Below are 25,306 nucleotides of genomic sequence, written 5' to 3'. Positions count from 1 at the left end.
ACCTTCAAAAATGAAAAAAAAATGCTAATCTAACAACTTTTTTCAGCTTTCTTTATCAATCAATTGTGTGTGGTAAAGTTCTTTATAGTATCCATCTACCTCAATAAGAGACTCATGCGTTCCTTCTTGTAATATTTTTCCTTCTTTTAAAATGATAATTTTGTCAGCATTTTTTGCTGAGGATACTCTATGGCTTACTATTAAAGTGGTCTTACTCTTAGCAGCATTCTTTAAATTTTTAAGTATTTTTTCTTCTGTCTCGGTATCTACAGCAGACAAGCAGTCATCAAATAAGTAAATTTGAGGGTTTTTTAATAACGCTCGGGCAATAGATACACGCTGTTTTTGACCTCCACTTAAGGTGATTCCTCTTTCTCCTAAAATAGTATCATACTTTTTAGTGAAATCCATAATGTTTTTATGAACTACCGCTTTTTTAGCCACATTTATGATTTCTTCGTCAGTAGCGTTTTCTTTTCCAAATTTGATATTATTCTTTATAGAATCAGAAAAAAGAAAAGCATCTTGCGGTACCGCTCCAATGTCTTGACGAATGGAATTTAAATTTAGCTTTTTTATAGGAATATCATCTAGAAGTATTTCTCCAGAGCTAACATCATAAAGTCGAGCCACTAAGTCTAATATTGTAGATTTTCCAGACCCGGTTTTTCCAATAATAGCTACCGTTTGTCCAGACGCGATGGTGAATGAAATATTATTAAGCGCCGTTATATTCGTGTCTTCGTAGGTGAATGTTACATTTTTGAATTCAATTTTACCATGTAAAGGCGTTGGTTCTGAAACTTCGTTTATAATAGTAGGAGTAATATGAAGAAACTCATTGATACGCTTTTGTGATGCTTCAGCACGCTGAACAATAGAAGTTAGCCATCCAATTACAGCCACAGGCCAAGTAAGCATGTTTACGTAAATAACAAATTCGGCAATCACACCTACAGATTCTATTTCCCCGTTTATATACTGTGTACCACCAATATAAATAACAAAAATGGTACTTATACCTATTAAGAGAACCATTAAAGGAAAGAACCAAGCGTTTACTTTGGCCAAATTCATACTCTTATTTTTACCTTCTATAGCGAGTTCTGTAAGTTCTGTATTAATTTTACCTTCTAATCCATAGGCCTTAATTACAGAAATTCCTGAAAAAGATTCTTGCGTGAAAGTAGAAAGTTTTGAAAGGTATTGTTGTACGATAGTGCTGCGTTTATGGATAACTTTACTAATGTTATAAATTAACACGGATAAAATAGGAAGTGGGATTAAGGTGTACACGGCTAATTTTGGAGCCGTCATAAACATTAAGGGTATGATACAGGCAAATAGTGTAATGGTATTGATGCCGTACATAAGTGCAGGACCTGCGTAATTTCTAACTTCACCTACATCTTCACTGATCCGGTTCATTAAATCACCCGTTCTATTTTTTTTGTAAAAATTAAGATTTAGTAATTGATAGTGATCAAAAACTTCATTCTTTAAATCGTATTCAATATAACGAGATACTTTAATAATTGTTTGTCTCATTAAGAAAGTAAACAGAGCAGCGAGCAATGCTGTACCTAGAATGATGAGAATGTTTTCCAATAACAATTCTTTAGCTTCAGATTTGTCAATGACATTATTGCCGTATTTTTCTACGACTTCAATAGATTTTTTTACATAAGATGGGGTTACCAAAGAGAATACTCTAGCTATTATTGTGATAAACAACCCTAAAAGTAGCTGTATGCCATACTTTTTTAAATATTTATTGATGTATTTTAATTCCTTCATGAAGCTTTAGTTGCTGTAAAGTGTTGGTTTTTCTAATCTAGGAAGCAAAGATATGGGATTAAAGTAAAATGAAATGTTATAAAACTGATAAGATATAATCAAACCATAACCTAGTATTAAAAATATAGTCCTATTTTTGCCGCTCGAAGTTTAACCCATTTAAGTTCTTTAAAAATGCTTACAAGAAGGCATGTGCGAGTAAAAGTAATGCAGTGTATTTATGCATTAACACGTTCCAATGACGATTCTTTAGAAAAACAACAGAAGTTTTTAAAATTCAGTATTGAAAATACATATTCTTTGTATTTATTGATGTTGAGTTTAATGAAAGAAATTCATCATTTTGCAAAAGAGCAAGTTGAGCTTTCTGCGAATACTTATTTGTCAGATTCATCCAATACTTTTGATGATAAGAGGAAGTTTGTGAACAACAAATTTCTAAAAATGATTTCTGATAATAAAGTTCTTGATGAAGAACTTGAGATTAGAAAACTTCAGAATTGGTATTTGAATGATGAATACGTAAAATTACTTTATAAGGAGATTATAGCAAGTGATTCTTACCAAAAATACATGCATACAAAATCGGCTACATTTGAAGACGATAAACAGCTAATTGTAGATTTGTTTAAGAATATCATTGCTCCTAATGAAAAAATCTACGAATATTTTGAAGACGATAAACTTACTTGGGTAGATGATATTCCTTTGGTGAACACCTTTATTCTAAAGCTTTTAAAGAAGACTAAAGAAGGTGCGGTGGAATCTTATTTCTTACCTCCTCTAATTAAGGATCAGGAAGATATAGAATTTTCAAAAAAGCTCTTATCCAAAACATTACTTCAAAACGAGAAATTAGTTAAGGAAATTGAAGGAAAAACCCCTAATTGGGATAAAGATAGAATTGCAGATATAGATGCTATTCTATTGAAAATGGCCATTGCCGAATTGTTAAACTTCCCATCAATACCAGAACGAGTTACGATAAATGAATATTTAGAATTAGCTAAAGAATATAGTACGCCAAAGAGTAGTACTTTTATTAATGGTATTTTAGATAAACTAATTAAGGAGTATCAACAAGATGGAAAACTAAACAAAATAGGCAGAGGTTTATTATAATATTGTTTATTTTTGATTAAAATTATAAATATTTAGACGGTTATGAGAAAAATAGTTATCGCATTAAATGCACTGTTGGTAGTTGTTTTAATGTCCTGTAAGGAAGATGCAACTAGTAAAATCAATAATTCAAACCTTGAAGCAGCAGGTCAGAGAGATGAAGCAGCAAAGTTGTTGCCTGTAATGGCTTTTGAGAAAGTAGAGCATGATTTTGGATCAATTATTCAGAATACACCCCAAGAAACAGTTTTTAAATTTACAAATACTGGCGATGCACCACTTATTATTACAGATGCAAAAAGTACTTGTGGTTGTACGATACCGAAATATTCAAAAGGAGCAATTGCACCAGGAGAATCAGGAGAATTATTAGTACAATTTAATGGTTCAGGAAGTAATGTGGTTACTAAAGTAGTTACCGTATCTGCAAATACAGAAAAGGGAACGGAACAATTAAGAATAAAAGCATTTATAACCCCTAAAGATGGTGCTCCAGTAGGACCATTAAAACAGTCATAATTACATGTTAGAAAAATATCCATTTATACCACTGATTGCAATTTTCGTAGTATTTTACTTCTTTATGATTGCACCTCAGAGAAAAAAGCAAAAGCAAGAAAAGAAATTTTCTGCTGAACTTAAAAAAGGTGATAAAGTAGTTACTAAAAGCGGAATGCACGGTAAGATTGTAGAATTAAATGATAAAGATAATTCTTGTGTAATTGAAACTTTAGCGGGTAAAATAAAGTTTGAGCGTTCAGCGCTTTCTTTAGAGATGAGTTCAAAGCTTAATGCTCCTGCAGTAATAGAGAAAAAATAATTACAACTTTTATAAGTTAAAAAAGCACCTTTATAAGGTGCTTTTTTTATGCTTAATGCTGATTTACTTTAGAGGTTTTTAGCGTTGTTTAAGGCAGTAAGCTCACAAATTTTTACAATTACTTTTACAGCACTCTCCATACTTTCTAAAGGGACATATTCATATTTACCATGGAAATTATGTCCTCCCGCAAAAATATTCGGACAGGGTAATCCCATAAAGCTTAATTGAGACCCGTCTGTGCCCCCTCTAATGGGTTTTATAAGTGGTGTGATGCCTAGCGACTCCATTGCTTCTTTAGCGGTAGTAACAATATGATAAACAGGGGCTACCTTTTCCTTCATATTAAAATATTGGTCTTTTACCTCAATGGATATACAATCGCCATGAAGGGTTGATAATTTATCTTTTATAGTAGTTATAAGCCTCTTGCGTTCTTCAAATAATTCTTTGTCGTGATCTCTTATGATGAGCTCAATCGTTGCGTTTTCTATTTCACCAGAAATATGATGAACATGAAAAAAGCCTTCGCGACCTGTTGTTTTTTGAGGAACTTCATTTTCGGGTAACAAAGTCATAAATTCATTAGCTATACTTATCGCATTGATCATTTTTCCTTTGGCATAACCCGGGTGGACACTTTTACCTGTAATTGAAATTTTAGCAGAAGCAGCATTGAAATTTTCGTATTCTAATTCTCCAACCTGACTTCCATCCATAGTGTACGCCCAATCTGCACCAAATTTTTCCACATCAAATTTATGCGCTCCACGACCAATTTCCTCATCAGGAGTAAAACCTATTTTTATAGTACCATGTTTTATTTCAGGATGATGTATTAAATATTCCATCGCCGAAACTATTTCTGTAATTCCTGCTTTATCGTCGGCACCAAGAAGAGTTGTGCCATCTGTAGTTATAATAGTTTGTCCTTTGTATTGAAGTAAATCATCAAAATAATTTGGAGAAAGAATAATATTTTTTTCCTTATTCAAAACGATGTCTTTTCCATCGTAATTTTCAATAATTTGTGGATTTACGTTCGTTCCTGAAAAATCTGGTGAAGTATCAAAATGGGCTATAAAACCTATTACAGGAATGTTGGCGTAGGTGCTATTGCTTGGAAGGGTTGCCATGATGTAAGCATTCTTATCGATGGTAACATCGCTTAGTCCAATTAATTTTAATTCTTCGGCTAATTTATTGGCTAAATTCCATTGCTTCTTGGTACTCGGTGTTGTTGATGAGTTTGGGTCGCTTTGAGTGTCAATAGTTACGTAACTCAAAAATCTATTAAGAATAGGGTTCATTTATTATAATTTTTTATAAAAATACGAATTAGGTTTTTTGCATTGTAATTATTTAATTCTTTATACTTTTTTAGCGTAGGATACGTTTAAGTTGTTATAATTTAGTTACGTTATTCAAATCAAACAAATGAAGCTTAAACTTTTATTTTCAGTGATAGTCCTTTTTTTAAGTGTAGTCAAAACAAATGCGCAAGCTTGTATTTTAGATATTGGCAGTAAAAATGCGGATACTATAAAGACTATTTTTCAATTAAATGAAGAGCAAACAACGGTTTTAGAGGTGTTGCGGAAAGATCTGAAGGCGGAGATGGATGATCAGGAATTGGAAGTAAAAAAACTTTTTGAAACCCACCCGCAAAGTACACCAGATGAACTTTTAATTCTTGCTAAGAAGCATAAGGAATTAGAAGATAAAATGTTTGCAATTACAGTGAGTTATGATCAAAAATTGATTTCATTATTCAACGAAAAACAATATGAACGCTATCAATTACTGTGTGAATCTGCAAAAAGAACACCAATTGAGAAACTTATAGAATAAGGTGTATTGTTGTGTTAATAAAATTAAGAGTAACTGGTGAAGTTCTTTGTTGATGTTTGTATTTTTGTGAAAATTTTAGCCTTTCATGTACAAACTTATTCTACGCCCTATATTTTTCTTGTTTGATCCAGAGAAAATTCATCATTTTTCTTTTTTTATGATTAATCTTCTGGGTAAAATTGGTTTTTCAAAAATCTTTAGAGCAATCTATGTTATAGAGGATAAGAAGTTGGAACGTGAATTGTTTGGTCTTACTTTTAAAAATCCAGTAGGATTAGGAGCGGGATTCGATAAAAATGCAAAGCTATATAACGAGTTATCGGATTTCGGATTCGGATTTATAGAAATAGGTACCCTTACGCCAAAACCACAAGAGGGAAATCCTAAAAAGCGACTTTTTAGACTTAAGGCAGATCAGGCGATTATTAACAGAATGGGGTTTAATAATTTAGGAGTTTTAGAAGCTGTAGCTGAGCTAAAAAAAGAACATCGCGTTATTGTAGGTGGTAATATTGGTAAAAATAAAATTACCCCTAACGAAAAAGCAACTTCAGATTATCTTATTTGCTTTGAAGCTCTTTTTGATCATGTAGACTATTTTGTCGTAAACGTTAGTTCGCCAAATACTCCAGGGCTTCGGGAGCTACAGGATAAAGAGCCTTTGACTAAATTACTAAATCAATTAAAGGCAGAGAATACAAAAATAGCTACAGAAAAAGAGGTAAAAGAAAAACCAATCTTACTTAAAATTGCTCCAGACTTAACAGATAGCCAATTGTTGGATATTATTGATATTGTAGCAACTACTAAAATTGATGGAATTATAGCTACAAATACCACCATAAATAGAGAAGGTTTAAAATCACATCAATTGCTGTTGGAGGAAGCAGGAGGTTTAAGCGGAAAACCTTTAGCGCAAAGAAGTACGGAGGTCATTAGGTTCTTGTCAGAGAAAAGTAATAAAGCATTTCCTATTATTGGGGTAGGCGGAATTACCTCTGCAGAAGAAGCGCTAGAGAAACTAGATGCTGGTGCAGACTTAATTCAGCTATGGACAGGCTTTATCTATGAAGGACCCGCTTTAGTAAAGAGAATTAATAAGGCTATTTTAAAAAGAAGTTAGTTGGTCCAGTAATCTAGTACTAGAACATCTTCTAAGTGCGGTGTTAATAGTGTTCCAAAAGCTTTGTGATCGGGGTGTGGTAAGTATTTAGCACGATCTTCTTCATTTTTAAACGTCAGAAAAAAACAATGCGTAAAGCCTTTACTTAAATTTTCAGGACTATTGTTTAGTCCCCATTCATACCCATTAATTTCTTTAATCTTGGAAGGTAGTTGATGAAAAGCTACTTCTATTTCTTTAATTTTTTCAGCAGTTGTGCTTTTTTTAAATTGAAATAAAACGACATGTCTTAATAGTTTCGCTTCATTGTTGTTTGTAGTGTTGGTCATTTTTTCTTTTGTTACCGGTTTGTCTTGCGCATAAATTGAGGTGATCGTAAGCAAGATTAAAGCAAAAGCTACTTTCTTCATAAAAAATCTTTTAGGTAAGATAGGATAATATGACTTAAATGTTTTGCCTTTTTAGGGTATATTTAGCATTATTTTAAATTTTAGGCTTGAATTACGACCTCCTATATACATTTATTATAGCAACAGCGGCTCTGGCAATAACACCAGGTCCAGATATCATTTATGTGCTAATGCAAAGTGTAATAAATGGAAGAAAAGATGGAATAGCCACGGCTTTTGGTTTGGTTACTGGTTGCTTAATCCATACTACTTTATTGGCTTTTGGTGTTTCTGCTTTAATAAAAGAGAATATTTTAATCTTAACGGGCATTAAGGTGTTTGGGGCCTTATATCTCTTTTATTTGGCGTTTAAAGTTTTTAAAAGTTCTGGGCAAATTGATTTGAAATCCAATACCATTCCTAAAAAAAGTGCAACAGCACTTTTTAAACAGGGATTTATAATGAATGTATTAAATCCTAAGGTGACTATATTTTTCTTAGCATTTTTTCCTGGTTTCTTATTTAGTGATGCTATGAGTACTGTTGTTCAATTTTATGTTTTGGGCTTTATTTTTATTCTTGTCTCATTAAGTATATTTGTTCTTGTTGCTATATTATCAGGAATGGTATCAAAATATATAAAATCTAATAAAAAAATAGGCTTTATTTTAAAGTGGCTACAGATTATTGTTTTTATCGGGATTGGTGTCTACCTCTTATTTTCAAATAAATAATAGTAATTTTGAAATAGATTACAATTGATTTTATGACTAACAAAGTAAAAATAATAGAGTGTCCCCGTGATGCTATGCAAGGAATAAAGACTTTTATTCCAACGCTAGAAAAGGTGAAGTATATTCAATCTTTGTTAGGCTGTGGTTTTGATACTATTGATGTGGGTAGTTTTGTCTCTCCTAAAGCTATTCCACAAATGATTGATACCTCAGAAGTACTCTCATTGTTAGATTTATCTAAAACACAAAGTAAGTTATTGTCTATAGTTGCAAATGTCAGAGGAGCCCAGGATGCTTCAAAAGAGGAGAGTATTGATTTCTTAGGGTACCCTTTTTCTATTTCAGAAAATTTTCAAATGCGAAATACGCATAAAACCATTGCAGAGTCTGTTGAAATATTAAAAGAAATCCTGGAGGTAGCGAACAGTTCCAATAAAGAAGTGGTTACCTATATTTCTATGGGTTTTGGAAATCCATATGGTGACCCATGGAATGTGGAAATAGTAGGGGAGTGGACGGAAAAATTATCAGCTATGGGCGTTAAGATTCTATCACTCTCAGATACTGTGGGTACCTCTACTCCAGAACAAATCACATACCTTTTCTCTAATCTAATACCGAAATATCCTCATATAGAATTTGGAGCACACCTGCATACGACACCTACCAAATGGCATGAAAAGATAGATGCCGCTTACAATGCAGGGTGCCGTAGGTTTGATGGAGCAATACAAGGTTTCGGTGGTTGTCCAATGGCAAAAGATGAGTTAACAGGTAATATGCCTACAGAAAAAATGCTTTCCTATTTCACATCTGCTAAAGCAGATAGTAATGTTAATTGGATGGTCTTTGAAGCAGCTTATAATAAGGCCACTGAATTATTTTCTAAGTATCATTAAGCTACTCTTTACATACCGCCTAAATGTTAAATTTTACATTTATTTAGATTTAATATAAATAAAATTTGTCAAGTCCATTTTTGATAATATATTTGCAGCCGAAAGTTTATTTATATTAAATCTTAATAAACATTGACTATGAAAAAATTATTTTTATTGCCACTTTGTGCAACTATGTTATTCGTTTCTTGTAATAATGATGATGACAATGATTCTGTAGATAACGGTGCGGATATTACAAACCCTACTTTGTACACCTTTGAAAGAGATGGCGTTTCTACAGTGAGTTTTGACGGACAGACAACAAGGATCTTAATGGCGGGAGAAACTACGGATGCCTTTAAAGCTTTTGAGACCGCAACAGAGGCTTCTATAAAAGCTATGTTTGCTCATGTAGAAGGTGCAGTTGATTTTTCAGAGGATGATTTGAACAGTTCTGATAAAAGTATTGAGAGTAAAGTGGCTGCTTCTTCAGACTTTTTTGCGGCAAATACTACAGAAGCTGCAATTATTAAAGGAGAATTTGCAGGGTATATAGAGGGCCAAATCAATGAAGTATTCCCTAATGAAAATGTTCTTGCTGCTGCAGGTGTTGCAGGTCAAATAGCAGATGGTACTTCTACAAGATATGTCAATGCTCAAGGATTGGAATACAATCAAATGTTTGCAAAATCATTATTAGGAGCATTAATGGTAGATCAAATCTTAAATAATTACTTAAGTACTTCTGTTTTAGACGCAGAGAGTAACCGTGCTAATAATGATAATGATGTTTTAGAAGAAGGAAAGACATATACCTCTATGGAGCATAAGTGGGATGAAGCTTATGGGTACATTTATGGTACTTCTGAGAACACAGAAAATCCTAACTTAACAATTGGTGAGGATGATAAGTTTTTAAACGAATATACAGGTCGTGTTAATGATGATACAGATTTCTCAACCATTGCAGCAGATATTTTTGAAGCTTTTAAATTAGGTAGAGCAGCTATTGTGGCTAAAGATTATGATGTTCGTGATGAACAAGCAGAAATAATCCGTGAGAATATTTCTAAAGTAATTGCTGTTAGAGGAATTTATTACCTACAGCAAGCAAAAACTAAAATTGAGAATGAAGAAGTAACAGGTTCTTTCCACGCATTATCTGAAGCTTATGGATTTATTTATAGCCTTAGATTTACAAGAAAGCCAGGAACAAACGATGCTTACTTTATTAAGACAGAAGTAGACGGGTTACTTTCGCAACTTACTGGAGATGGTGAGAATGGTCTTTGGGATTTAGAAGCTGATACTATAGAAAATATTTCAGAAGCTATTGCTGCGGAGTTTGATTTTACAGTAGCTCAAGCAGCTAGTATTGAATAAATTTTATTAGAAAATATATAAATTACCAAGCCTTATTTAATACGATAAGGCTTGGTTGTTGAAAAAAGTTAGTATGAAAAGAACAAAGGTTTGGGGATTTATTATCCTTTTGAGTTTAATTGTTTTTGCTTGTTCAACAAGTGATAATGGAGGAGGTACTTCGGAAGAGAGCGATGATAATTTCAACCGCAGTGCAATGCTTATAAATTGGGCAGATAATATTATTATTCCGGCATATACCGCTTTTAATACAGACGTTTCTGTAATGGTACAAGCTTCTTCTGTATTTACGGAAACTCCATCAGAAGAAAATCTAGAAAATTTACGTAGCGCATGGAAAGATGCTTATGTATCTTTTCAAAGTGTTTCCATGTTTGAGATTGGGAAAGCAGAGGAGTTAAACTTTAGAAATCGTTTAAATGTGTATCCAACGGATGTAACAAGCATTGAGGAAAATATAAGTAATAATACGTATAATTTTTCATTGCCTTCAAATATAGCGATACAAGGTTTTCCAGCAATTGATTACCTAATTAATGGTTTGGCAGCTACAGATGCAGAAATAGTAGCTTTTTATAATTCAGAATCTACTGCTACAGGATATAACGGCTATTTAAATGAACTTACTAATACTGTTTTAGAGCTGTCAACTACAGTTTTAAATGATTGGCAAGGTAGTTATAGAGCTACTTTTGTGGCGGGTACGAGTTCTTCGGCAACTGGTTCTGTAGATAAGTTGGTCAATGATTTTCTATTCTACTATGAAAAATCGTTGAGAGCAGGTAAGATTGGAATTCCAGCAGGTGTATTCTCTGTAGATCCATTACCAGAAAAAGTAGAAGCACTATATAGTAAAGAAATAGGAAAAGAATTACTGCTTGCTGCAATCACAGCGTCTCAGGACTTTTTTAATGGAAAAAGTTTTACAACAGCTTCAGAAGGGGAAAGCCTAAAAGCATATTTAGATTTTTTAAATACCATCAAGAATGGAGATGACTTAAGTACGCTTATTAACAATCAGTTTGAGATTTCTAAAACGAAAGCAGAGGAATTAGGGAATGACTTAGCGCTTCAAGTGACTACGGATAATTCTAAAATGACGGAAACTTATGATGAATTACAACGTAATGTAATTTTACTTAAGGTTGATATGCTTCAAGCCTTAAGTATTAATGTCGATTTTATTGATGCAGACGGAGACTAATGGAAGCGTATTTCAATACTTATTTCCGTAAAGAAACTAAGGCCGCTAATTTTGCGGTCTTTCGTGTTTTTTTCGGAATAATGATGTTTTTTAGTACCCTTAGGTTTCTGAGTTACGGTTGGGTAGATAAATTATATATTCAGCCTAAATTTTTCTTTTCTTATTATGGTTTTGAATGGATAAAGCCATTAGGTATATACACCTATGCTTTATTCATCATTTGTTTGATAAGTTCATTTCTTATTGCAATAGGGTATAAATACAGGTACAGTATTATCATCTTTTTTTTATGCTTTACGTATATTGAATTGATGGATAAGACCACATATCTTAACCATTATTATTTTGTAAGTTGCCTTAGTTTTCTATTGTTATTTTTACCTGCAAATAGAAGATTTTCTTTAGATGCTTATCTAGACAACTCATTAAATCAAGAATATATCCCAAAATGGAATGTGGATTGCATAAAGGTGATGTTATTTATCGTATATTTTTATGCAGGTTTGGCTAAATTAAATAGTGATTGGTTGGTAGATGCTATGCCGCTTAAAATATGGTTGCCTTCTAATTATGATCTTCCGATCTTAGGGAGTTTACTGCAAAAAGGATGGGTTCATTACGCCTTTAGTTGGGGAGGAGCCCTTTATGATTTGACAATTCCATTTCTATTACTATACAAACCCACCCGTTGGTTTGGTTTCTTTATGGTGGTAGTTTTTCATGTGCTTACAAGAATTTTGTTCCCTATAGGTGTATTTCCTTTTGTGATGATTGTAAGCGCTTTAATTTTTTTTGATAGTGATTTTCATGAGAAATTAATCCATAAAGCTTCGAAGCTATTGAAATTAAAACCGTTAAAGAATTCGGTAGTGGCGCAACGTTCTCCCCGTAAAATTCCACTACTAATAATAGGCCTATTTCTTTTAATACAATTACTTTTGCCATGGCGTTATTTGCTTTATGAAAATGAGCTTTTCTGGACAGAGGAAGGGTATCGTTTTTCATGGCGAGTTATGTTGATGGAAAAAGCAGGCTATGCACAATTTAAGGTTGTTGATAGCAGTAATGGAAAATCGTTCTTAATTGATAACAATGATTTTTTAACCTCGTTTCAGGAAAAGCAAATGAGTACGCAGCCTGATTTTATGTTGCAATATGCGCATTATTTGGCAGATCATTTTTCAGAGAATGGTTCAAAGAGTATAGAAGTGTATGTAGAAAGCTATGTGGCTATAAACGGAAGATTGAGTCAGCCTTATGTAGACCCAAAAGTAGATTTAGCAAAGGAAAAAGATTCTTTTGCGCCAAAAAAATGGATACTTAATTTTAATGATGATATTAAAGGACTTTAAAACAATTATAGGGGTAATTTTTTTACTATTTACCGCTTCAGCGCAGGCGCAATTTACCATTTCAGGAACAATCACTAGCGCAGAAACTAATGCACCTGTAGCAGAGGCAGAGGTATACATCTATGAGTTATCAAAGAAAGTTGTTAGTGCATCTGACGGAACTTTCCAATTCAGTGCTGTGAAGCCAGGAACCTATAAAGTTGTTGTTTTTTCATTTGAATACAGCATATCAGAACAAACTATTGAAGTTGCTGGTAATACTTCTTTAGATATCGCATTAGAAACGCTTGGAGAGCAATTATCAGAAGTCGTTTTGGTGGCTAGAAAAGAAAAGATTTTCGCCTTAAATAAATTAAAAGCAGTAGAAGGTACTGCAATTTATGAAGGTAAAAAAAGTGAGGTTGTATTGGTAGAAAATTTAACAGCAAATCTTGCTAGTGGTACTGCTAGGCAATTATATGCGCAGGTAGTTGGTTTAAATATATACGATAATAGTGATGCTGGTTTGCAGCTTAATATAGGAGGTAGAGGCTTAGACCCAAACCGTACATCTAACTTTAATACAAGGCAAAATGGATATGATATTTCTGCAGATGTTTTGGGATATCCTGAGAGTTATTATACGCCACCGGCAGAAGCTGTAGCTCAAATAGAAGTGGTTAGAGGGGCAGCATCTTTACAATACGGAACTCAATTTGGGGGGCTTATTAATTTTAAGATGAAGCAACCCAACCCTGATAAAGAAATAGAGTGGATTTCGAGACAAACATTGGGCTCTAATAATTTATTCACCAGCTTTAATAGTCTTGGAGGAACGGTGGGTAAAACACAGTATTATGCCTTTTATAATTTTAAAACAGGAGATGGCTTTCGGCCAAATTCAGAATTTGATTCGTATAACGGCTATTTGCATGTAAATCATAATTTTTCAGATAAAACCAAACTAACCTTTGAGTTTAGTTATTTAAATTATTTGGCGCATCAGCCTGGTGGTCTAACAGATCAGCAATTTGAAGATGATCCAACTTTTAGCAATAGAACAAGAAATTGGTTTAATGTAGATTGGAAATTATATTCCGTGAGATTAGATCATTCCTTTTCAAATAAAACAGATTTCAGTCTTAACTTATTTGCCTTAGATGCTTTTAGAAAATCGGTAGGTTTTAGAGAAAATAGAGTTTCTCAAGAAGATGATATAACAGCGCCAAGAGAGCTTATCGTCGGTAATTTTAATAACTGGGGAGCAGAAGCAAGAGTGTTAACTCGCTACAATTTACTAGATGGAGATCATGTGTTTTTATTGGGTTCTAAATACTATCAGTCTAAGAATTCGGAACGTCAGGGGCCAGGGACAAATGGAGCAGATGCCGATTTTGGTTTTGCTGATGATGAATATCCCGATTATTCTAGGCAGAGCGATTTTGAATTTCCGAACCTTAATTTAGCACTCTTTGCTGAAAACATTTTTAATATAAAAGATAATCTATCCATTACGCCAGGTGCTCGTTTTGAATATATAAAAACAGAGAGTCAGGGAGCATACAAGCAAATAAACTTGGATAATGCAGGTAACCCAATTCTAAATATTGAGGTGCCAGATAATAGAGATTTTTCACGTCAATTTGTGTTACTAGGGGTAGGGGTAAGTTATAAGCCTTTTAATGGTGTAGAATTGTATGGTAATTTTAGCCAAAATTTTAGATCGGTTACGTTCAATGATATTCGTATTAATAATCCGTCTTTAGTTGTAGATCCTAATATTTCAGATGAAAGTGGCTATACTTTTGATTTGGGAGCAAGAGGAAGGTTAGGAGATGTGCTTTCTTATGATGTAGGGGCTTTTTTACTGCGTTATGACAATCGTATAGGGGTTGTTTTACGGGAAGTTAGTGATATTCAGCAAGAACAGTTTAGAGGAAATATTGGAGATGCGGTAACTTATGGTTTTGAAAGTTTTTTAGATTTCAATCTGTGGGAAGTACTATCAAGTAACAAAAATGGTAAGCTGAATGTATTTGTAAATATGGCATTTACAGGTAGCGAGTATATTTCATCTGGAGCTAACAACGTAGAAGGAAATAAAGTAGAGTTTATTCCTGATTATAATATCAAAACCGGGTTGAATTTTGGATATAAAGACCTATTGGGGAGTTTACAGTATACGTATTTAGGTAGTCAATTTACAGATGCCACCAATTCTCCAAGAGATTTTGATAGTCAAAGTGGTATCGTCGGTGAGATACCGGCGTATGATATCTTAGATTTTTCATTGTCTTACGCTTATAAATATTTCAAATTAGAGACAGGGGTAAATAACCTTTTAGATAATAGTTATTTTACCCGTAGAGCTACAGGGTATCCAGGGCCTGGTATATTGCCTTCCCAGCCAAGAACATTTTATACTACGTTACAGTTTAAATTTTAGTCCCCGTCAGTATCTGTTGTAGTAATAATTATAGATAAAATACTTTGTACATCTACGGCAAATAAAACCTGTAGCTCATTCAATTTTGTATGTAGGATTTCAACTTCGGTGTGGTTGCTAGTTACGGCCTCGTCTAACGGAACAGGAATAGCATCAATTGCGTTGTATATTTCGGTAAATTTAGCTTGAATGGTAGTATTTAAAGTGGCATTTTTGCTGATAGAGAGTACATAGTCATCTAGCGCAAGAGTGTTAGTAGATCCAAAGTAGGCCAATTCCACAGTTTTTATATTTGCTTCAATAATTGATAAAGAGGTATTGCTGTAAAATGCTTGTGCTAGTTCTGGGTTTACTAGGTCTGATTTTTCTAACCCAGCAGGTTTCCCAACTTTGGTGGTTTTAGTAACATCAATAGTATTGTAAAGGCCGTTGTAATATAAATTTAAAGAGCTAGAAATGCCGCTACCACTATTTTCAAGGAATGTACTCGTGTAATTTTCTCCGCTACTATCCCAAATACTAAACAATAAATTTGCACGAGAAGTTACATAGGTGCTTGATAATCTTAAATAATCTCTACGTTTTTCGGAAGCTAGAAAAGCAGCGTTAGTGGTTACTAAATCGTCTGCAAATAATAAATATTCTAAGGCGGCTAAAGATTTTACTTGTGGACTTATGGTTAACATTAATGCCTCGTCAATAGTATTATTTTCTGTTATAAAATATTCCACAGATCTTGGTACGGTAGGCCAGTTATAAATAGAGTTATGTACAAACTGATCTTTGGCACTACCAATATTGTAGGTGTACGTTTTCTCGTAAACAATAGCTGTAAGCTTCCATTGCTGTCTTAGACTTTCCAAATTAGCTTCTGTAGTAGCATTAGTGTACTTGCTTGCTGCTGCTTGTAAGGCGTTGGCTTCGGTCACAAAATTAGCAATAGTTGGTAGAATATTGTTGTGCGCTAAATCGCTAAACATTAGGTTAACGTCAAAATCAGACGCGCTAGTAGTATCATCATTGTCACAACCTAAGATCAAGATAATAGTGAGAGTTATAAGGCTGAAGATTATTTTTTTCATGATTTAGAGTGAGTTTACAAAATCTATAATTTGTTGTCTTTTTTCTTGAGATAATTCTTTAAAAGCATTTTTACTATTTTCTGCTTCACCGCCATGCCACAGAATAGCTTCTTCAATAGTTCTTGCACGACCGTCATGTAAGAAGAAGGTATGGTTATTTACAGTAGAAATTAAACCAATACCCCATAGTGGTTGCGTACGCCATTCACTGCCACTAGCTAAAAAATCTGGTCTATTGTCTGCTAACTCCGCTCCCATATCGTGCAGTAGAAAGTCAGAATATGGTTTTATGGTAATATTGTTTAAAACAGCGGCTATTTCAGAAATTCCAGTGGTTTGATTGATGCGGTGACAACCAATACAGTTTATTTCAGTAAAATTCGCTTTCCCTTTTAATACCGATAAATCCTCATAGTTTCTTCTATTAGGCACTGCTAAAGTTGCTTGGTAGAATACTACTTTTTCTAATTGCGAATCTGTTATTTCGGGTTCACCCCCATTTACAGCATCAGCACAATCTTGTTGTGGGGAAGGACATTCTTGCTCGGTGAATAGGGAACTGGTAAGACCCATATCTCCGTGAAAAGCACCAGCTATTTGTTGCTTTAAGCTTGGAGCATTAGCTTTCCATCCATATTTACCAAGTGTGGTTGTGTTTTCTTCGACGTTCCAAACATAATTTGCTTTTCCTGAAATTCCATCCCCATCAGCATCAAATTCATCTACAAATTGTAATATTTGATCATCAGGTAAGGCATTTACAAAACCAAGTCCTATGGTTTGTTGTGCTACTCGTGGTGAGGTTAATATGCCCTCCAAACTACCAAATTTCTCATCAGAAAATGAATATATTGGTTTTTGTAACTCATAGGTATTCCCGTCAGGATATGCGCCATTTAGTATTTCATAAGTGACATTCACCTTAGCTTCATAGTCCACACCGTTATTAGCTCTATCTTGTATTTGTGTGTTGTAACCCGCTACAGGATTCGCATTTCCAAATAAATCTTGACCAGGTAAACTTATTCGCATTAAAAAACCACTAGAATCTTCTCCATTAACTAAGGGGCTTCCTCTACCATCTTTAAAGTGGCACCCGGCGCAGGAACGCGCATTAAATGTTGGTCCTAATCCGTCTCTGGCTGTTGTTGACGCGGGTGCAGATACCCAGTTTTGATTGAATAATGAATTTCCCGTAGAAAAAGCTCCAATTTCCGTAAAAGTGAGGCCGTCTACTTCAAATCCAAACGCATTGGCGCTGGTGCTATTTACACCTAATTCACCGGTTAAAAATTCTTCTCCTTCTTCATATAAGTCTTCAAAGGTGATGTAGTTATCGTCTTCTGTAGTACAGGAGAAAAGGCTCAAAGCTATAAGGAAAATGAATGTAATATGTTTTTTCAAATTGATTGATTTTTAGTAAATAACACTATGGTAAAAGTCCCGAAATAAAAATTCCGGGACTTTTTACTACCTTAGAATAATCCTAAAGTGTATTTAGTTAAGATTTATTCCTAATACGGATGCTGAAGCACTAATTTCATTAGCTAAATCAAATAAAGCAACAACACATTGCATTACAGGACCATCTGTACTATCTGATGTTTCTTGAGTAATTAAGTAATCAAACGGTTGTGCATTATCACCAATAAGGGCGGCTCTAGTGGCCACGAGACTTGCGGCAGCTTCAAGTGTAGCTGCTTGCGCCGGATCAGTTTGTTTTACTAAATCAATAAATGAAGCGCCATTTATTGTGCTGTAAGAGCCATAAATTACGTTTAGTACACCCTGTGCGTTTGCGTAAACATCGCGTTGTGTATTATCAGAAAAACAAGAGTGCTCGTCTTCTTGACCTGAAGCATCAATACCATCTGTTGAATCAACTGGGGCAATCATACGCTCAGAGCTTAATTCGTCTCCAGCAATAAAAAAAGCACCGTTAATAGCTTGTTGTAATGCTGTGTCAGTATCTAGTGCTTCAAATACAGTTCTATAGGTGCCACCTTCATTCCAAGTGCTAACTAAATCATTTAAGTCGTTTACTAAAAGGTTTGTGACAACAGTTAAATATTGAGCTCTACGATCAGCATTTTCAGCAATAGTATAGTCTGTGTAAGAACGTTGCCCTGGCAAATCTTCAGCAGGAGCAGTATTATCTTGGCCCCAAAGTAAAAACTCAATAGCATGCCATCCCGTGCTTATAGATTTATCATCAACACCTTCATTTGAGCCAGCTAAAGCTTCTTCTGTAATGGAATAGGTTTCATCACCAATAATACTATTGTAATCACCAGCGTAAGATTCTGTTCCTGTTAAGACATAATCAATATAACTTTCATCAATTGGCCATGCATTCATTTGTCCTTCATTCCCAATAGACCAAGATTCTCCTTCGGTGTCAATAGGTCCGTTAGTTTCTCTATAGGCTTCCGTTTGCCCATAATATTCTCTAGCACTCAACCAAGCATCTTTGGCTGCAGTAAAATTGTCTTCTGTAGGTGTTTCTGTAAATGTGGTGATAGCAGTCTGCATGAGTACAGCAGCATCATAGCTGTCGGAATATGATTCGTACACTAAGTTCGCGTAATTTTCAACAACAGAAGCAGCAGTAATTTCATCGTTGCTTGATGAATTGTTTTCATCGTCATTTGAGCATGCAAATACGAAGAAAGAGAAAGGCAATAATACTAGAAATTTTTTCATGGAATCTTTTCGTTAATTAAATCACAAACTTATTACATGGAATAATTATATCCTAAGTTTATTTAGACTAAATTTAAATAATAGTGTTAAAATTTTTAATTCTGACTGTTGTTGGGGGGTGCGAAGGGTAGCTATTTAAACGATTGTACAGATTGTTATTACCATAGGTGTTTACAAGTCGGTTTGATTCGTGAACATGTTTGTTGATCTTCTTATAAAAACAAAGCTTACTGTAAAGATTATAATCCGTTTGCGCCTTTAATTAATATTAATCGTATATTTGCACGCAATTAATCTTTAATTGCCATGCAAGCACATCTTGATAAAATAGTTGGAGAAGGTCTCACTTACGATGACGTACTCTTAGTCCCAGCTTATTCTGAAGTACTTCCAAGAGAAGTAAATATACAAGCAAAATTTACACGTAACATAACCATTAATGTTCCAATAGTTTCAGCAGCTATGGATACGGTTACTGAGTCCAAAATGGCAATTGCTATGGCTCAAGAAGGTGGTATTGGTGTTTTGCACAAAAACATGACTATCGAACAACAAGCAATGAAGGTTCGTAAAGTGAAAAGGGCAGAAAGCGGAATGATTATAGATCCGGTAACCTTGCCATTAAATTCATTTGTTCGTGATGCTAAAGCTAACATGAAAGAATATGGAATAGGTGGTATTCCTATTGTTGATGGTGATGGTAAATTAATAGGTATTGTTACCAATCGTGATTTACGATTTGAAAAAAATAATGATCGCCCTATTTCTGAGGTGATGACGACTAAAAACTTAGTGACAGTTGCAGAAGGCACTTCACTAGAACAGGCTGAAGATATTTTACAAGAAAATAAAATTGAAAAACTTCCTGTTGTAGATAAAGACTATAAGCTAGTTGGTTTAATAACCTTTAGAGATATTACGAAGCTTACTCAAAAGCCTATCGCAAACAAAGATCAATATGGTCGCTTGCGAGTAGCTGCTGCTTTAGGAGTCACTGCTGATGCAGTAGAAAGAGCAGAAGCATTGGTAAATGCGGGTGTTGATGCTGTGGTGATTGATACTGCACATGGACATACCAGAGGGGTAGTTGAGGTTTTAAAGCAAGTAAAAGCAAAATTCCCAGATTTAGATGTTATCGTAGGGAATATAGCTACGGGAGCTGCAGCTAAATATTTGGTAGAAGCTGGTGCAGATGCTGTAAAAGTAGGTATTGGTCCAGGCTCTATTTGTACAACACGAATAGTTGCAGGAGTTGGTTTTCCTCAATTTTCTGCAGTATTAGAAGTAGCTGCTGCGATTAAGGGTAGTGGTGTTCCTGTGATAGCAGATGGAGGAATCCGATATACAGGTGATATTCCTAAGGCTATTGCGGCTGGAGCAGATACAGTGATGTTAGGTTCGCTTTTGGCAGGTACAAAAGAATCTCCAGGAGAAACGATCATATATGAAGGAAGAAAATTCAAATCTTATCGCGGAATGGGTTCTGTTGAGGCAATGAAACAAGGTTCAAAAGACCGTTATTTCCAAGATGTAGAAGATGATATTAAAAAATTAGTTCCAGAAGGTATTGTGGGACGTGTCCCGTATAAAGGCGATTTGTTTGAAAGTATTCATCAATTTATTGGTGGACTTAAAGCAGGGATGGGCTATTGCGGCGCTAAAGATATTGCGACTCTCCAGGATACTGGACGATTTGTGAAAATTACAGCTAGTGGTATTAACGAAAGTCACCCACATGATGTAACCATCACAAAAGAATCTCCTAATTATAGTAGGTAAGTCAAGCTTTAAAAAATGTATAGAAAAAGAGGTAACTTAGTTATCTCTTTTTTTATGACTAAAATTTAATTATTATGGACTCATTAGTTACTGGTGCTTGGTTAAAGAATCATTTAAAGGATACGGATGTAGTTATTTTGGAGGCTAGTGCCGTAATGAATGCTTCTGGCTCAAAGATAGATTCAGATCAAGATCATATTGTTGGAGCGCGGCTTTTTGATTTAAAAAACGATTTTTCGGATAGCGAAAGTACGTTGCCTAATATGCTGCCCAGTGCTGTGCAATTTGAAAAAGAATGTCAGAAACTAGGAATTAATACTTCTAGTAAAGTTGTTGTTTATGATACTTTAGGGGTTTATTGGAGTCCAAGGGTTTGGTGGATGTTTAAAGCAATGGGGCATGAAAATGTAGCAGTTCTTGATGGAGGATTACCTAGTTGGAAGGAGTGCAATTACCCTATTGAAAAGAGTCTCGTTAGACCCATTGTAGTTGGTAATTTCAAAGCAATGTTACAACAAGACTGCGTTGTTAATTTTGAAACTGTATTCGCGAATTCTGAGACGGGTAATGCTTTATTGATTGATGCGCGTTCTCAAGGGCGCTTTAATGGTACTGAATTGGAGCCACGAAAAGATTTACGTAGTGGGAGTATTCCTAATTCGGTCAATATTCCATACACTACCGTTATTGATCATGGAAAATTTAAATCTAAAATAGCACTAGAACCAATTTTTGAGTCCGTTAAAAAGGAGGATAGATCGTTGATTTTTAGTTGTGGCTCAGGTGTTACCGCTTGTATTGTTTTACTAGCAAGCACTTTAGTGTTGGATAAAAAAAATTCTGTCTATGATGGATCATGGACAGAATGGGCTCAAAAAGTAAATTAATATTTTTATTTTCCTTCGGAATAGGCTTTCCAATCTTTTTCTTTATAGATATTATCTCCAAAATACTTCGCAATATTTAAAAAAGGTTCCGCCTTTTGATATCCTGGAATAGGAGAGAGCATATTCATTTTTTCATCAAGAAATATGGTCGTCGGGTAGCTTAATTTACCCTGCATTAAAGCAGCGGCAAATTCGTGGTAGCCATTTCTACCGGATGGAATAAACTTAAAAGTTTTTCCTTTAAATTCTATGGGCTCTTTTCCTTCACCATCTAGTTTCACCATATAGAAGTTTTTTTCCATATAGGCGGCTACTGTAGCATCTTGAAAAGTATCTTTATCCATTTTTTTACACCATCCACACCAATCGGTGTATACGTCTATAAATATTTTCTTCGGATTTTTATCTGTTTCGGCTAGTTTAGCAGCTTCTTCCCAGGATAACCATGTAACTTCTTGAGCATTTGTGGTAAATATATTTAGCATGCTAACGATAAAGAAAGTGTATAAGAATGATTTCATTTTGTGCTATTTGATTGTTTAGTCTCTAAACTTGTATAAAAATAACGTTTTAATTTCTATTTTATTTTTAGGAAATAGTAAAACAATGTAAAACAAAAAAAATCCTGCATTGCAGGATTTTTTTAAATACGTAGTATACTATTTTATTATTTGGCAGTTGCTTTTTCTTTTTTAGAAAAAAGATTTTTCACATCTACTTGGTTTTTGATGATGTCATCTAAAGTTTCGCGCTCACGAATTAAGACAGCTTCTCCGTTATGCCATAAAACTTCTGCGGGTCTAAATCTACTATTATAGTTGCTGGCCATGGTAAAACAATATGCTCCAGCATTTTTAAAAGAAAGAATATCACCTTCAGATATTTCATTGATACGGCGATTACTCGCGAAAGTATCGGTTTCACAAATATAGCCCACAACAGAGTAGTAGCGTTCTCTGCCTTCTGGATTAGATATATTTTCTATTTGATGGTATGATCCGTATAACATTGGACGAATCAGGTGGTTAAAACCAGAATCAATGCTAGCAAAAACAGTAGAAGTCGTTTGTTTTACTACATTTACTTTTGCTAAAAAATACCCAGCCTCACTCACTAAAAATTTCCCAGGCTCAAATGCTAAGGTTAATTCTTTGCCGTATTCTTTACAAAATTCGTTGAATTTCTCTGTTAATTTACTTCCTAATTCCTCAACATTTGTTTCGATATCACCATCCTTATAAGGAACTTTAAATCCGCTACCGAAGTCAATAAAATCTAAATTTTTAAAATTCTTAGCGGTTTCGAAGAGTATTTCAGAAGCATAAAGGAACACATCGATATCTAAGATATCACTTCCTGTGTGCATGTGAATACCATTGATATGCATTTGTGTAAGTTCTACAATACGTAATAAATGTGGAATTTGATGAATGCTAATTCCGAATTTAGAATCAATATGTCCTACTGAAATGTTGGCATTTCCTCCAGCCATTACATGCGGATTAATACGAATACATACCGGGACCTTAGGGAATTTACTTCCGAATTGTTCTAAAATAGATAGATTATCAATATTAATGCGTACGCCTAATTTTGCAGCTTCTTCAATTTCTTCTAAAGAAACGCCATTAGGTGTATAAATGATATTTTCAGGTTTAAAACCTGCTAAAAGTCCTAATTGTACTTCTTGAATAGAAACGGTATCTAACCCACTACCAAGGCTATTCATTAGTTTTAATATGCTGATATTTGATAAAGCCTTGGCGGCGTAATTTAATTTCAATTTTTTAACTCCACTGAAGGCATTTGTAAGCCTGTTGAACTGAGCTGTAATTTTTTCAGAATCATACACATAAACCGGATCTCCGTAGGTTTTTGCTATGTTCAATAAATCGTGATTCGTCATTGCAATATAATTTTAAAGCAAATCTATACTTCTTCTTCGTTCTGAACAAAATAAAACATCAAAAAACCAAAATACAACAAATTGTTTTATTTATAACATCTGCTTATCGGTTTGGGGGTGATGTAGTCCTTTTTAATAGAACCATTTGCATTCATCATGGTTTTTAGGACTTCCTGTGAGAAAATTGACACTATTTTTCAGCTAATAATAGGGTGAATATGATATTTTTTGTTGATTATTTAAAATTTAAGGAAATAGCTTTCTAATTTCATTAGGGTAATTAGCAATGGTTTGCTATTTTTGTCATCATTAAATAAAGACACGATTTACTTATGAATCTTCACGAATATCAAGGAAAAGAAATTTTAGCAAGTTTTGGGGTACGTATCCAAAGAGGAATTGTAGCTCATAATGCAAAAGAAGCTGTAGATGCTGCAAAGCAATTAACAGCAGAAACAGGAACTGGATGGCACGTTATAAAAGCACAAGTTCACGCTGGTGGCCGCGGAAAAGGTGGTGGTGTTAAATTGGCTAAAAACTTAAAAGAGGTTGAAGAAATTGCAGGACAAATTATTGGAATGAATTTGATTACGCCTCAAACTTCTGCTGAAGGTAAAAAAGTACATCAAGTATTAGTTGCTGAAGATGTTTATTACCCAGGCGCTAGTGAGACTAAAGAGTTTTATATGTCTGTAGTCCTTAACCGTGGTACAGGTAGAAATATGATTATGTATTCTACTGAAGGTGGTATGGATATCGAAGAAGTGGCAGAAAAAACACCTCATTTAATTTTTACAGAAGAAATTGATCCTGGAACGGGGTTATTGCCTTTTCAAGCACGTAAGATTGCCTTTAATTTAGGCTTGTCTGGTACCGCTTTTAAAGAAATGACAAAGTTCGTAGCATCTTTATATAAAGCATATGTTGAAAGTGATTCAAGTATGTTTGAAATCAATCCAGTTTTAAAAACTTCGGATGATAAAATTATGGCTGTAGATGCTAAAGTATCTATAGATGATAATGCTCTTTACAGAAGAAAGCAATATGCAGAAATGCGTGATCTTCGTGAAGAAAATGCAATTGAAGTTGAAGCAGGAGCTTTAGGTTTAAATTACGTAGATCTTGATGGTAACGTTGGGTGTATGGTTAACGGAGCTGGTTTAGCAATGGCAACAATGGATTTAATTAAGCAAGCAGGTGGTGAGCCAGCTAACTTTTTAGATGTTGGTGGTACTGCGGATGCTGCTCGTGTTGAGGCTGCTTTTAAGATTATCTTAAAAGATCCTGCAGTAAAAGCAATTTTGATTAACATTTTTGGTGGTATCGTTCGTTGTGATCGTGTTGCTCAAGGTGTGATTGATGCGTATAAGAACATGGGAACTATAAATGTTCCAATTATTGTTCGTTTGCAAGGAACAAATGCTGATTTAGCAAAAGAATTGATTGATAATTCTGGTTTAGATGTACAGTCTGCTGTACAATTCCAAGAAGCTGCAGATAAAGTTAAAGCTGTATTGGGTTAGTAGTGCTATAACTCAGAAAATATATTTTTAAAATGGGCAATGTTATCTTAACATTGCCCATTTTTTTTGTTTGCATACTATTGGAATATTCATTGAATTTAATTCATCCTTTTTAAGGAAACTATTGACAATAGTTTATACTTATCACTAGTTTCTTGAATTATGTTTATGTAAGAAAATTCAGTAATAAAAAGCTTGTCTTTTAAGCTATTGTTAATTGGTTTAAATGTACGTTAAGCCTTCTCTAATAGTTAGTTTTAAGTAGTGATAACTTCTAATTTTGAAATGAAATTAGAAATTGCTTAGTGAGGTTAAGGAAGTGTTAAAATGAAATTCGAGTGTAAC

At 34.2% G+C, this 25,306-nt stretch carries 22 protein-coding genes; 14 read left to right on the top strand and 8 right to left on the bottom strand.

What is annotated here, in order from left to right:
* Window positions 1-42 precede the first annotated feature (42 nt).
* The gene (locus tag GQR94_RS01830; protein WP_158973745.1) at window positions 43-1,797 is read right to left on the bottom strand and encodes an ABC transporter ATP-binding protein; all 1,755 of its coding nucleotides are present in this window, start codon (window positions 1,795-1,797) and stop codon (window positions 43-45) included.
* Window positions 1,798-1,971: 174 nt separating this feature from the next.
* Here GQR94_RS01830 and nusB point away from each other — a divergent pair, with 174 nt between their 5' ends.
* Genes nusB through yajC form a run of 3 tightly spaced genes read left to right on the top strand, consistent with a single transcriptional unit; the run spans window position 1,972 to window position 3,739 of the window.
* Window positions 1,972-2,919 (top strand): transcription antitermination factor NusB, encoded by a 948-nt coding sequence (nusB, locus tag GQR94_RS01825; RefSeq protein ID WP_158973743.1) that lies wholly within the window; start codon window positions 1,972-1,974, stop codon window positions 2,917-2,919.
* 42 nt (window positions 2,920-2,961) lie between these two features.
* Window positions 2,962-3,438, top strand: a complete 477-nt coding sequence (locus GQR94_RS01820) for a DUF1573 domain-containing protein (RefSeq protein WP_158973741.1) — start codon at window positions 2,962-2,964, stop codon at window positions 3,436-3,438.
* 4 nt (window positions 3,439-3,442) lie between these two features.
* Window positions 3,443-3,739: a preprotein translocase subunit YajC gene (gene yajC, locus GQR94_RS01815; RefSeq protein ID WP_158973739.1), complete on the top strand. Its 297-nt coding sequence runs from the start codon at window positions 3,443-3,445 to the stop codon at window positions 3,737-3,739.
* A gap of 68 nt (window positions 3,740-3,807) precedes the next feature.
* Here the strand turns inward: yajC and pepT are convergent, their stop codons facing one another.
* Complete coding sequence (pepT, locus tag GQR94_RS01810) at window positions 3,808-5,049, bottom strand: peptidase T (RefSeq protein WP_158973737.1); 1,242 nt, start codon at window positions 5,047-5,049, stop codon at window positions 3,808-3,810.
* 127 nt (window positions 5,050-5,176) lie between these two features.
* Here pepT and GQR94_RS01805 point away from each other — a divergent pair, with 127 nt between their 5' ends.
* Window positions 5,177-5,590: a hypothetical protein gene (locus GQR94_RS01805; protein ID WP_158973735.1), complete on the top strand. Its 414-nt coding sequence runs from the start codon at window positions 5,177-5,179 to the stop codon at window positions 5,588-5,590.
* Between the two features lie 85 nt (window positions 5,591-5,675).
* Window positions 5,676-6,713 carry a quinone-dependent dihydroorotate dehydrogenase gene (locus GQR94_RS01800; RefSeq protein WP_158973733.1) on the top strand — a complete coding sequence of 346 codons (1,038 nt, stop codon included), beginning with the start codon at window positions 5,676-5,678 and terminating at the stop codon, window positions 6,711-6,713.
* Here the strand turns inward: GQR94_RS01800 and GQR94_RS01795 are convergent.
* Window positions 6,710-7,123 (bottom strand): Dabb family protein, encoded by a 414-nt coding sequence (locus tag GQR94_RS01795; protein ID WP_158973732.1) that lies wholly within the window; start codon window positions 7,121-7,123, stop codon window positions 6,710-6,712. The two genes, GQR94_RS01800 and GQR94_RS01795, sit on opposite strands and share 4 nt — an antisense overlap.
* Before the next feature lie 86 nt (window positions 7,124-7,209).
* On the opposite strand from GQR94_RS01795, the gene GQR94_RS01790 reads away from it, so the two are divergent.
* The 6 genes from GQR94_RS01790 to GQR94_RS01765 all read left to right on the top strand — a co-directional run bounded on the left by GQR94_RS01790 (window position 7,210) and on the right by GQR94_RS01765 (window position 15,081).
* Entirely contained in the window at window positions 7,210-7,836 is a 627-nt protein-coding gene (locus GQR94_RS01790; protein ID WP_158973730.1) for a LysE family translocator, read from the top strand.
* A 32-nt stretch (window positions 7,837-7,868) separates the two neighbouring features.
* The gene (locus GQR94_RS01785; protein ID WP_158973728.1) at window positions 7,869-8,735 is read left to right on the top strand and encodes a hydroxymethylglutaryl-CoA lyase; all 867 of its coding nucleotides are present in this window, start codon (window positions 7,869-7,871) and stop codon (window positions 8,733-8,735) included.
* Between the two features lie 138 nt (window positions 8,736-8,873).
* Window positions 8,874-10,100, top strand: coding sequence for a DUF4856 domain-containing protein (locus GQR94_RS01780; RefSeq protein ID WP_158973726.1), 1,227 nt, complete (start codon window positions 8,874-8,876; stop codon window positions 10,098-10,100).
* A gap of 73 nt (window positions 10,101-10,173) precedes the next feature.
* The gene (locus GQR94_RS01775; protein ID WP_158973724.1) at window positions 10,174-11,304 is read left to right on the top strand and encodes an imelysin family protein; all 1,131 of its coding nucleotides are present in this window, start codon (window positions 10,174-10,176) and stop codon (window positions 11,302-11,304) included.
* Window positions 11,304-12,656: an HTTM domain-containing protein gene (locus tag GQR94_RS01770; protein ID WP_158973722.1), complete on the top strand. Its 1,353-nt coding sequence runs from the start codon at window positions 11,304-11,306 to the stop codon at window positions 12,654-12,656. Before GQR94_RS01775 ends, GQR94_RS01770 begins: the two co-directional genes overlap by 1 nt.
* Window positions 12,637-15,081: a TonB-dependent receptor gene (locus GQR94_RS01765; RefSeq protein ID WP_199271562.1), complete on the top strand. Its 2,445-nt coding sequence runs from the start codon at window positions 12,637-12,639 to the stop codon at window positions 15,079-15,081. Before GQR94_RS01770 ends, GQR94_RS01765 begins: the two co-directional genes overlap by 20 nt.
* Here the strand turns inward: GQR94_RS01765 and GQR94_RS01760 are convergent.
* The 3 genes from GQR94_RS01760 to GQR94_RS01750 form a co-directional block, all read right to left on the bottom strand.
* Window positions 15,078-16,163, bottom strand: coding sequence for an imelysin family protein (locus GQR94_RS01760; protein ID WP_158973719.1), 1,086 nt, complete (start codon window positions 16,161-16,163; stop codon window positions 15,078-15,080). The genes GQR94_RS01765 and GQR94_RS01760 overlap by 4 nt on opposite strands.
* Before the next feature lie 3 nt (window positions 16,164-16,166).
* Window positions 16,167-17,567, bottom strand: a complete 1,401-nt coding sequence (locus tag GQR94_RS01755; protein WP_233268608.1) for a di-heme oxidoredictase family protein — start codon at window positions 17,565-17,567, stop codon at window positions 16,167-16,169.
* A gap of 93 nt (window positions 17,568-17,660) precedes the next feature.
* The gene (locus tag GQR94_RS01750) at window positions 17,661-18,866 is read right to left on the bottom strand and encodes an imelysin family protein (RefSeq protein ID WP_158973718.1); all 1,206 of its coding nucleotides are present in this window, start codon (window positions 18,864-18,866) and stop codon (window positions 17,661-17,663) included.
* A gap of 306 nt (window positions 18,867-19,172) precedes the next feature.
* On the opposite strand from GQR94_RS01750, the gene guaB reads away from it, so the two are divergent.
* Window positions 19,173-20,645 (top strand): IMP dehydrogenase, encoded by a 1,473-nt coding sequence (guaB, locus tag GQR94_RS01745; RefSeq protein ID WP_158973717.1) that lies wholly within the window; start codon window positions 19,173-19,175, stop codon window positions 20,643-20,645.
* Between the two features lie 74 nt (window positions 20,646-20,719).
* A complete protein-coding gene (locus GQR94_RS01740) occupies window positions 20,720-21,532 on the top strand; it encodes a sulfurtransferase (RefSeq protein WP_158973716.1) in 813 nt (270 codons plus the stop codon).
* A gap of 5 nt (window positions 21,533-21,537) precedes the next feature.
* Here GQR94_RS01740 and GQR94_RS01735 read toward each other — a convergent pair whose 3' ends face one another.
* Complete coding sequence (locus tag GQR94_RS01735; protein WP_158973715.1) at window positions 21,538-22,053, bottom strand: DUF255 domain-containing protein; 516 nt, start codon at window positions 22,051-22,053, stop codon at window positions 21,538-21,540.
* A gap of 146 nt (window positions 22,054-22,199) precedes the next feature.
* A complete protein-coding gene (gene lysA, locus GQR94_RS01730) occupies window positions 22,200-23,438 on the bottom strand; it encodes a diaminopimelate decarboxylase (protein WP_158973714.1) in 1,239 nt (412 codons plus the stop codon).
* A gap of 332 nt (window positions 23,439-23,770) precedes the next feature.
* Between lysA and sucC the strand changes: the two genes are divergently transcribed.
* Window positions 23,771-24,961, top strand: a complete 1,191-nt coding sequence (gene sucC / locus GQR94_RS01725) for an ADP-forming succinate--CoA ligase subunit beta (protein WP_158973713.1) — start codon at window positions 23,771-23,773, stop codon at window positions 24,959-24,961.
* The last annotated feature ends 345 nt before the right edge of the window (window positions 24,962-25,306 follow it).

The sequence above is a fragment of the Cellulophaga sp. L1A9 genome, assembly GCF_009797025.1.
In the GTDB taxonomy this organism is placed as follows: domain Bacteria; phylum Bacteroidota; class Bacteroidia; order Flavobacteriales; family Flavobacteriaceae; genus Cellulophaga.
The sequence above is the reverse complement of the archived record's forward strand: the minus strand, read 5'-3'. Positions and strand labels throughout refer to the sequence as shown.

What these genes read in the sequence shown, in the direction of transcription:
- GQR94_RS01830 (WP_158973745.1), bottom strand. Translation starts at nt 1,797, where the DNA reads ATGAAGGAATTAAAATACATCAATAAATATTTAAAAAAGTATGGCATA.
- nusB (WP_158973743.1), top strand. Translation starts at nt 1,972, where the DNA reads ATGCTTACAAGAAGGCATGTGCGAGTAAAAGTAATGCAGTGTATTTAT.
- GQR94_RS01820 (WP_158973741.1), top strand. Translation starts at nt 2,962, where the DNA reads ATGAGAAAAATAGTTATCGCATTAAATGCACTGTTGGTAGTTGTTTTA.
- yajC (WP_158973739.1), top strand. Translation starts at nt 3,443, where the DNA reads ATGTTAGAAAAATATCCATTTATACCACTGATTGCAATTTTCGTAGTA.
- pepT (WP_158973737.1), bottom strand. Translation starts at nt 5,049, where the DNA reads ATGAACCCTATTCTTAATAGATTTTTGAGTTACGTAACTATTGACACT.
- GQR94_RS01805 (WP_158973735.1), top strand. Translation starts at nt 5,177, where the DNA reads ATGAAGCTTAAACTTTTATTTTCAGTGATAGTCCTTTTTTTAAGTGTA.
- GQR94_RS01800 (WP_158973733.1), top strand. Translation starts at nt 5,676, where the DNA reads ATGTACAAACTTATTCTACGCCCTATATTTTTCTTGTTTGATCCAGAG.
- GQR94_RS01795 (WP_158973732.1), bottom strand. Translation starts at nt 7,123, where the DNA reads ATGAAGAAAGTAGCTTTTGCTTTAATCTTGCTTACGATCACCTCAATT.
- GQR94_RS01785 (WP_158973728.1), top strand. Translation starts at nt 7,869, where the DNA reads ATGACTAACAAAGTAAAAATAATAGAGTGTCCCCGTGATGCTATGCAA.
- GQR94_RS01780 (WP_158973726.1), top strand. Translation starts at nt 8,874, where the DNA reads ATGAAAAAATTATTTTTATTGCCACTTTGTGCAACTATGTTATTCGTT.
- GQR94_RS01775 (WP_158973724.1), top strand. Translation starts at nt 10,174, where the DNA reads ATGAAAAGAACAAAGGTTTGGGGATTTATTATCCTTTTGAGTTTAATT.
- GQR94_RS01770 (WP_158973722.1), top strand. Translation starts at nt 11,304, where the DNA reads ATGGAAGCGTATTTCAATACTTATTTCCGTAAAGAAACTAAGGCCGCT.
- GQR94_RS01765 (WP_199271562.1), top strand. Translation starts at nt 12,637, where the DNA reads ATGATATTAAAGGACTTTAAAACAATTATAGGGGTAATTTTTTTACTA.
- GQR94_RS01760 (WP_158973719.1), bottom strand. Translation starts at nt 16,163, where the DNA reads ATGAAAAAAATAATCTTCAGCCTTATAACTCTCACTATTATCTTGATC.
- GQR94_RS01750 (WP_158973718.1), bottom strand. Translation starts at nt 18,866, where the DNA reads ATGAAAAAATTTCTAGTATTATTGCCTTTCTCTTTCTTCGTATTTGCA.
- guaB (WP_158973717.1), top strand. Translation starts at nt 19,173, where the DNA reads ATGCAAGCACATCTTGATAAAATAGTTGGAGAAGGTCTCACTTACGAT.
- GQR94_RS01740 (WP_158973716.1), top strand. Translation starts at nt 20,720, where the DNA reads ATGGACTCATTAGTTACTGGTGCTTGGTTAAAGAATCATTTAAAGGAT.
- GQR94_RS01735 (WP_158973715.1), bottom strand. Translation starts at nt 22,053, where the DNA reads ATGAAATCATTCTTATACACTTTCTTTATCGTTAGCATGCTAAATATA.
- lysA (WP_158973714.1), bottom strand. Translation starts at nt 23,438, where the DNA reads ATGACGAATCACGATTTATTGAACATAGCAAAAACCTACGGAGATCCG.
- sucC (WP_158973713.1), top strand. Translation starts at nt 23,771, where the DNA reads ATGAATCTTCACGAATATCAAGGAAAAGAAATTTTAGCAAGTTTTGGG.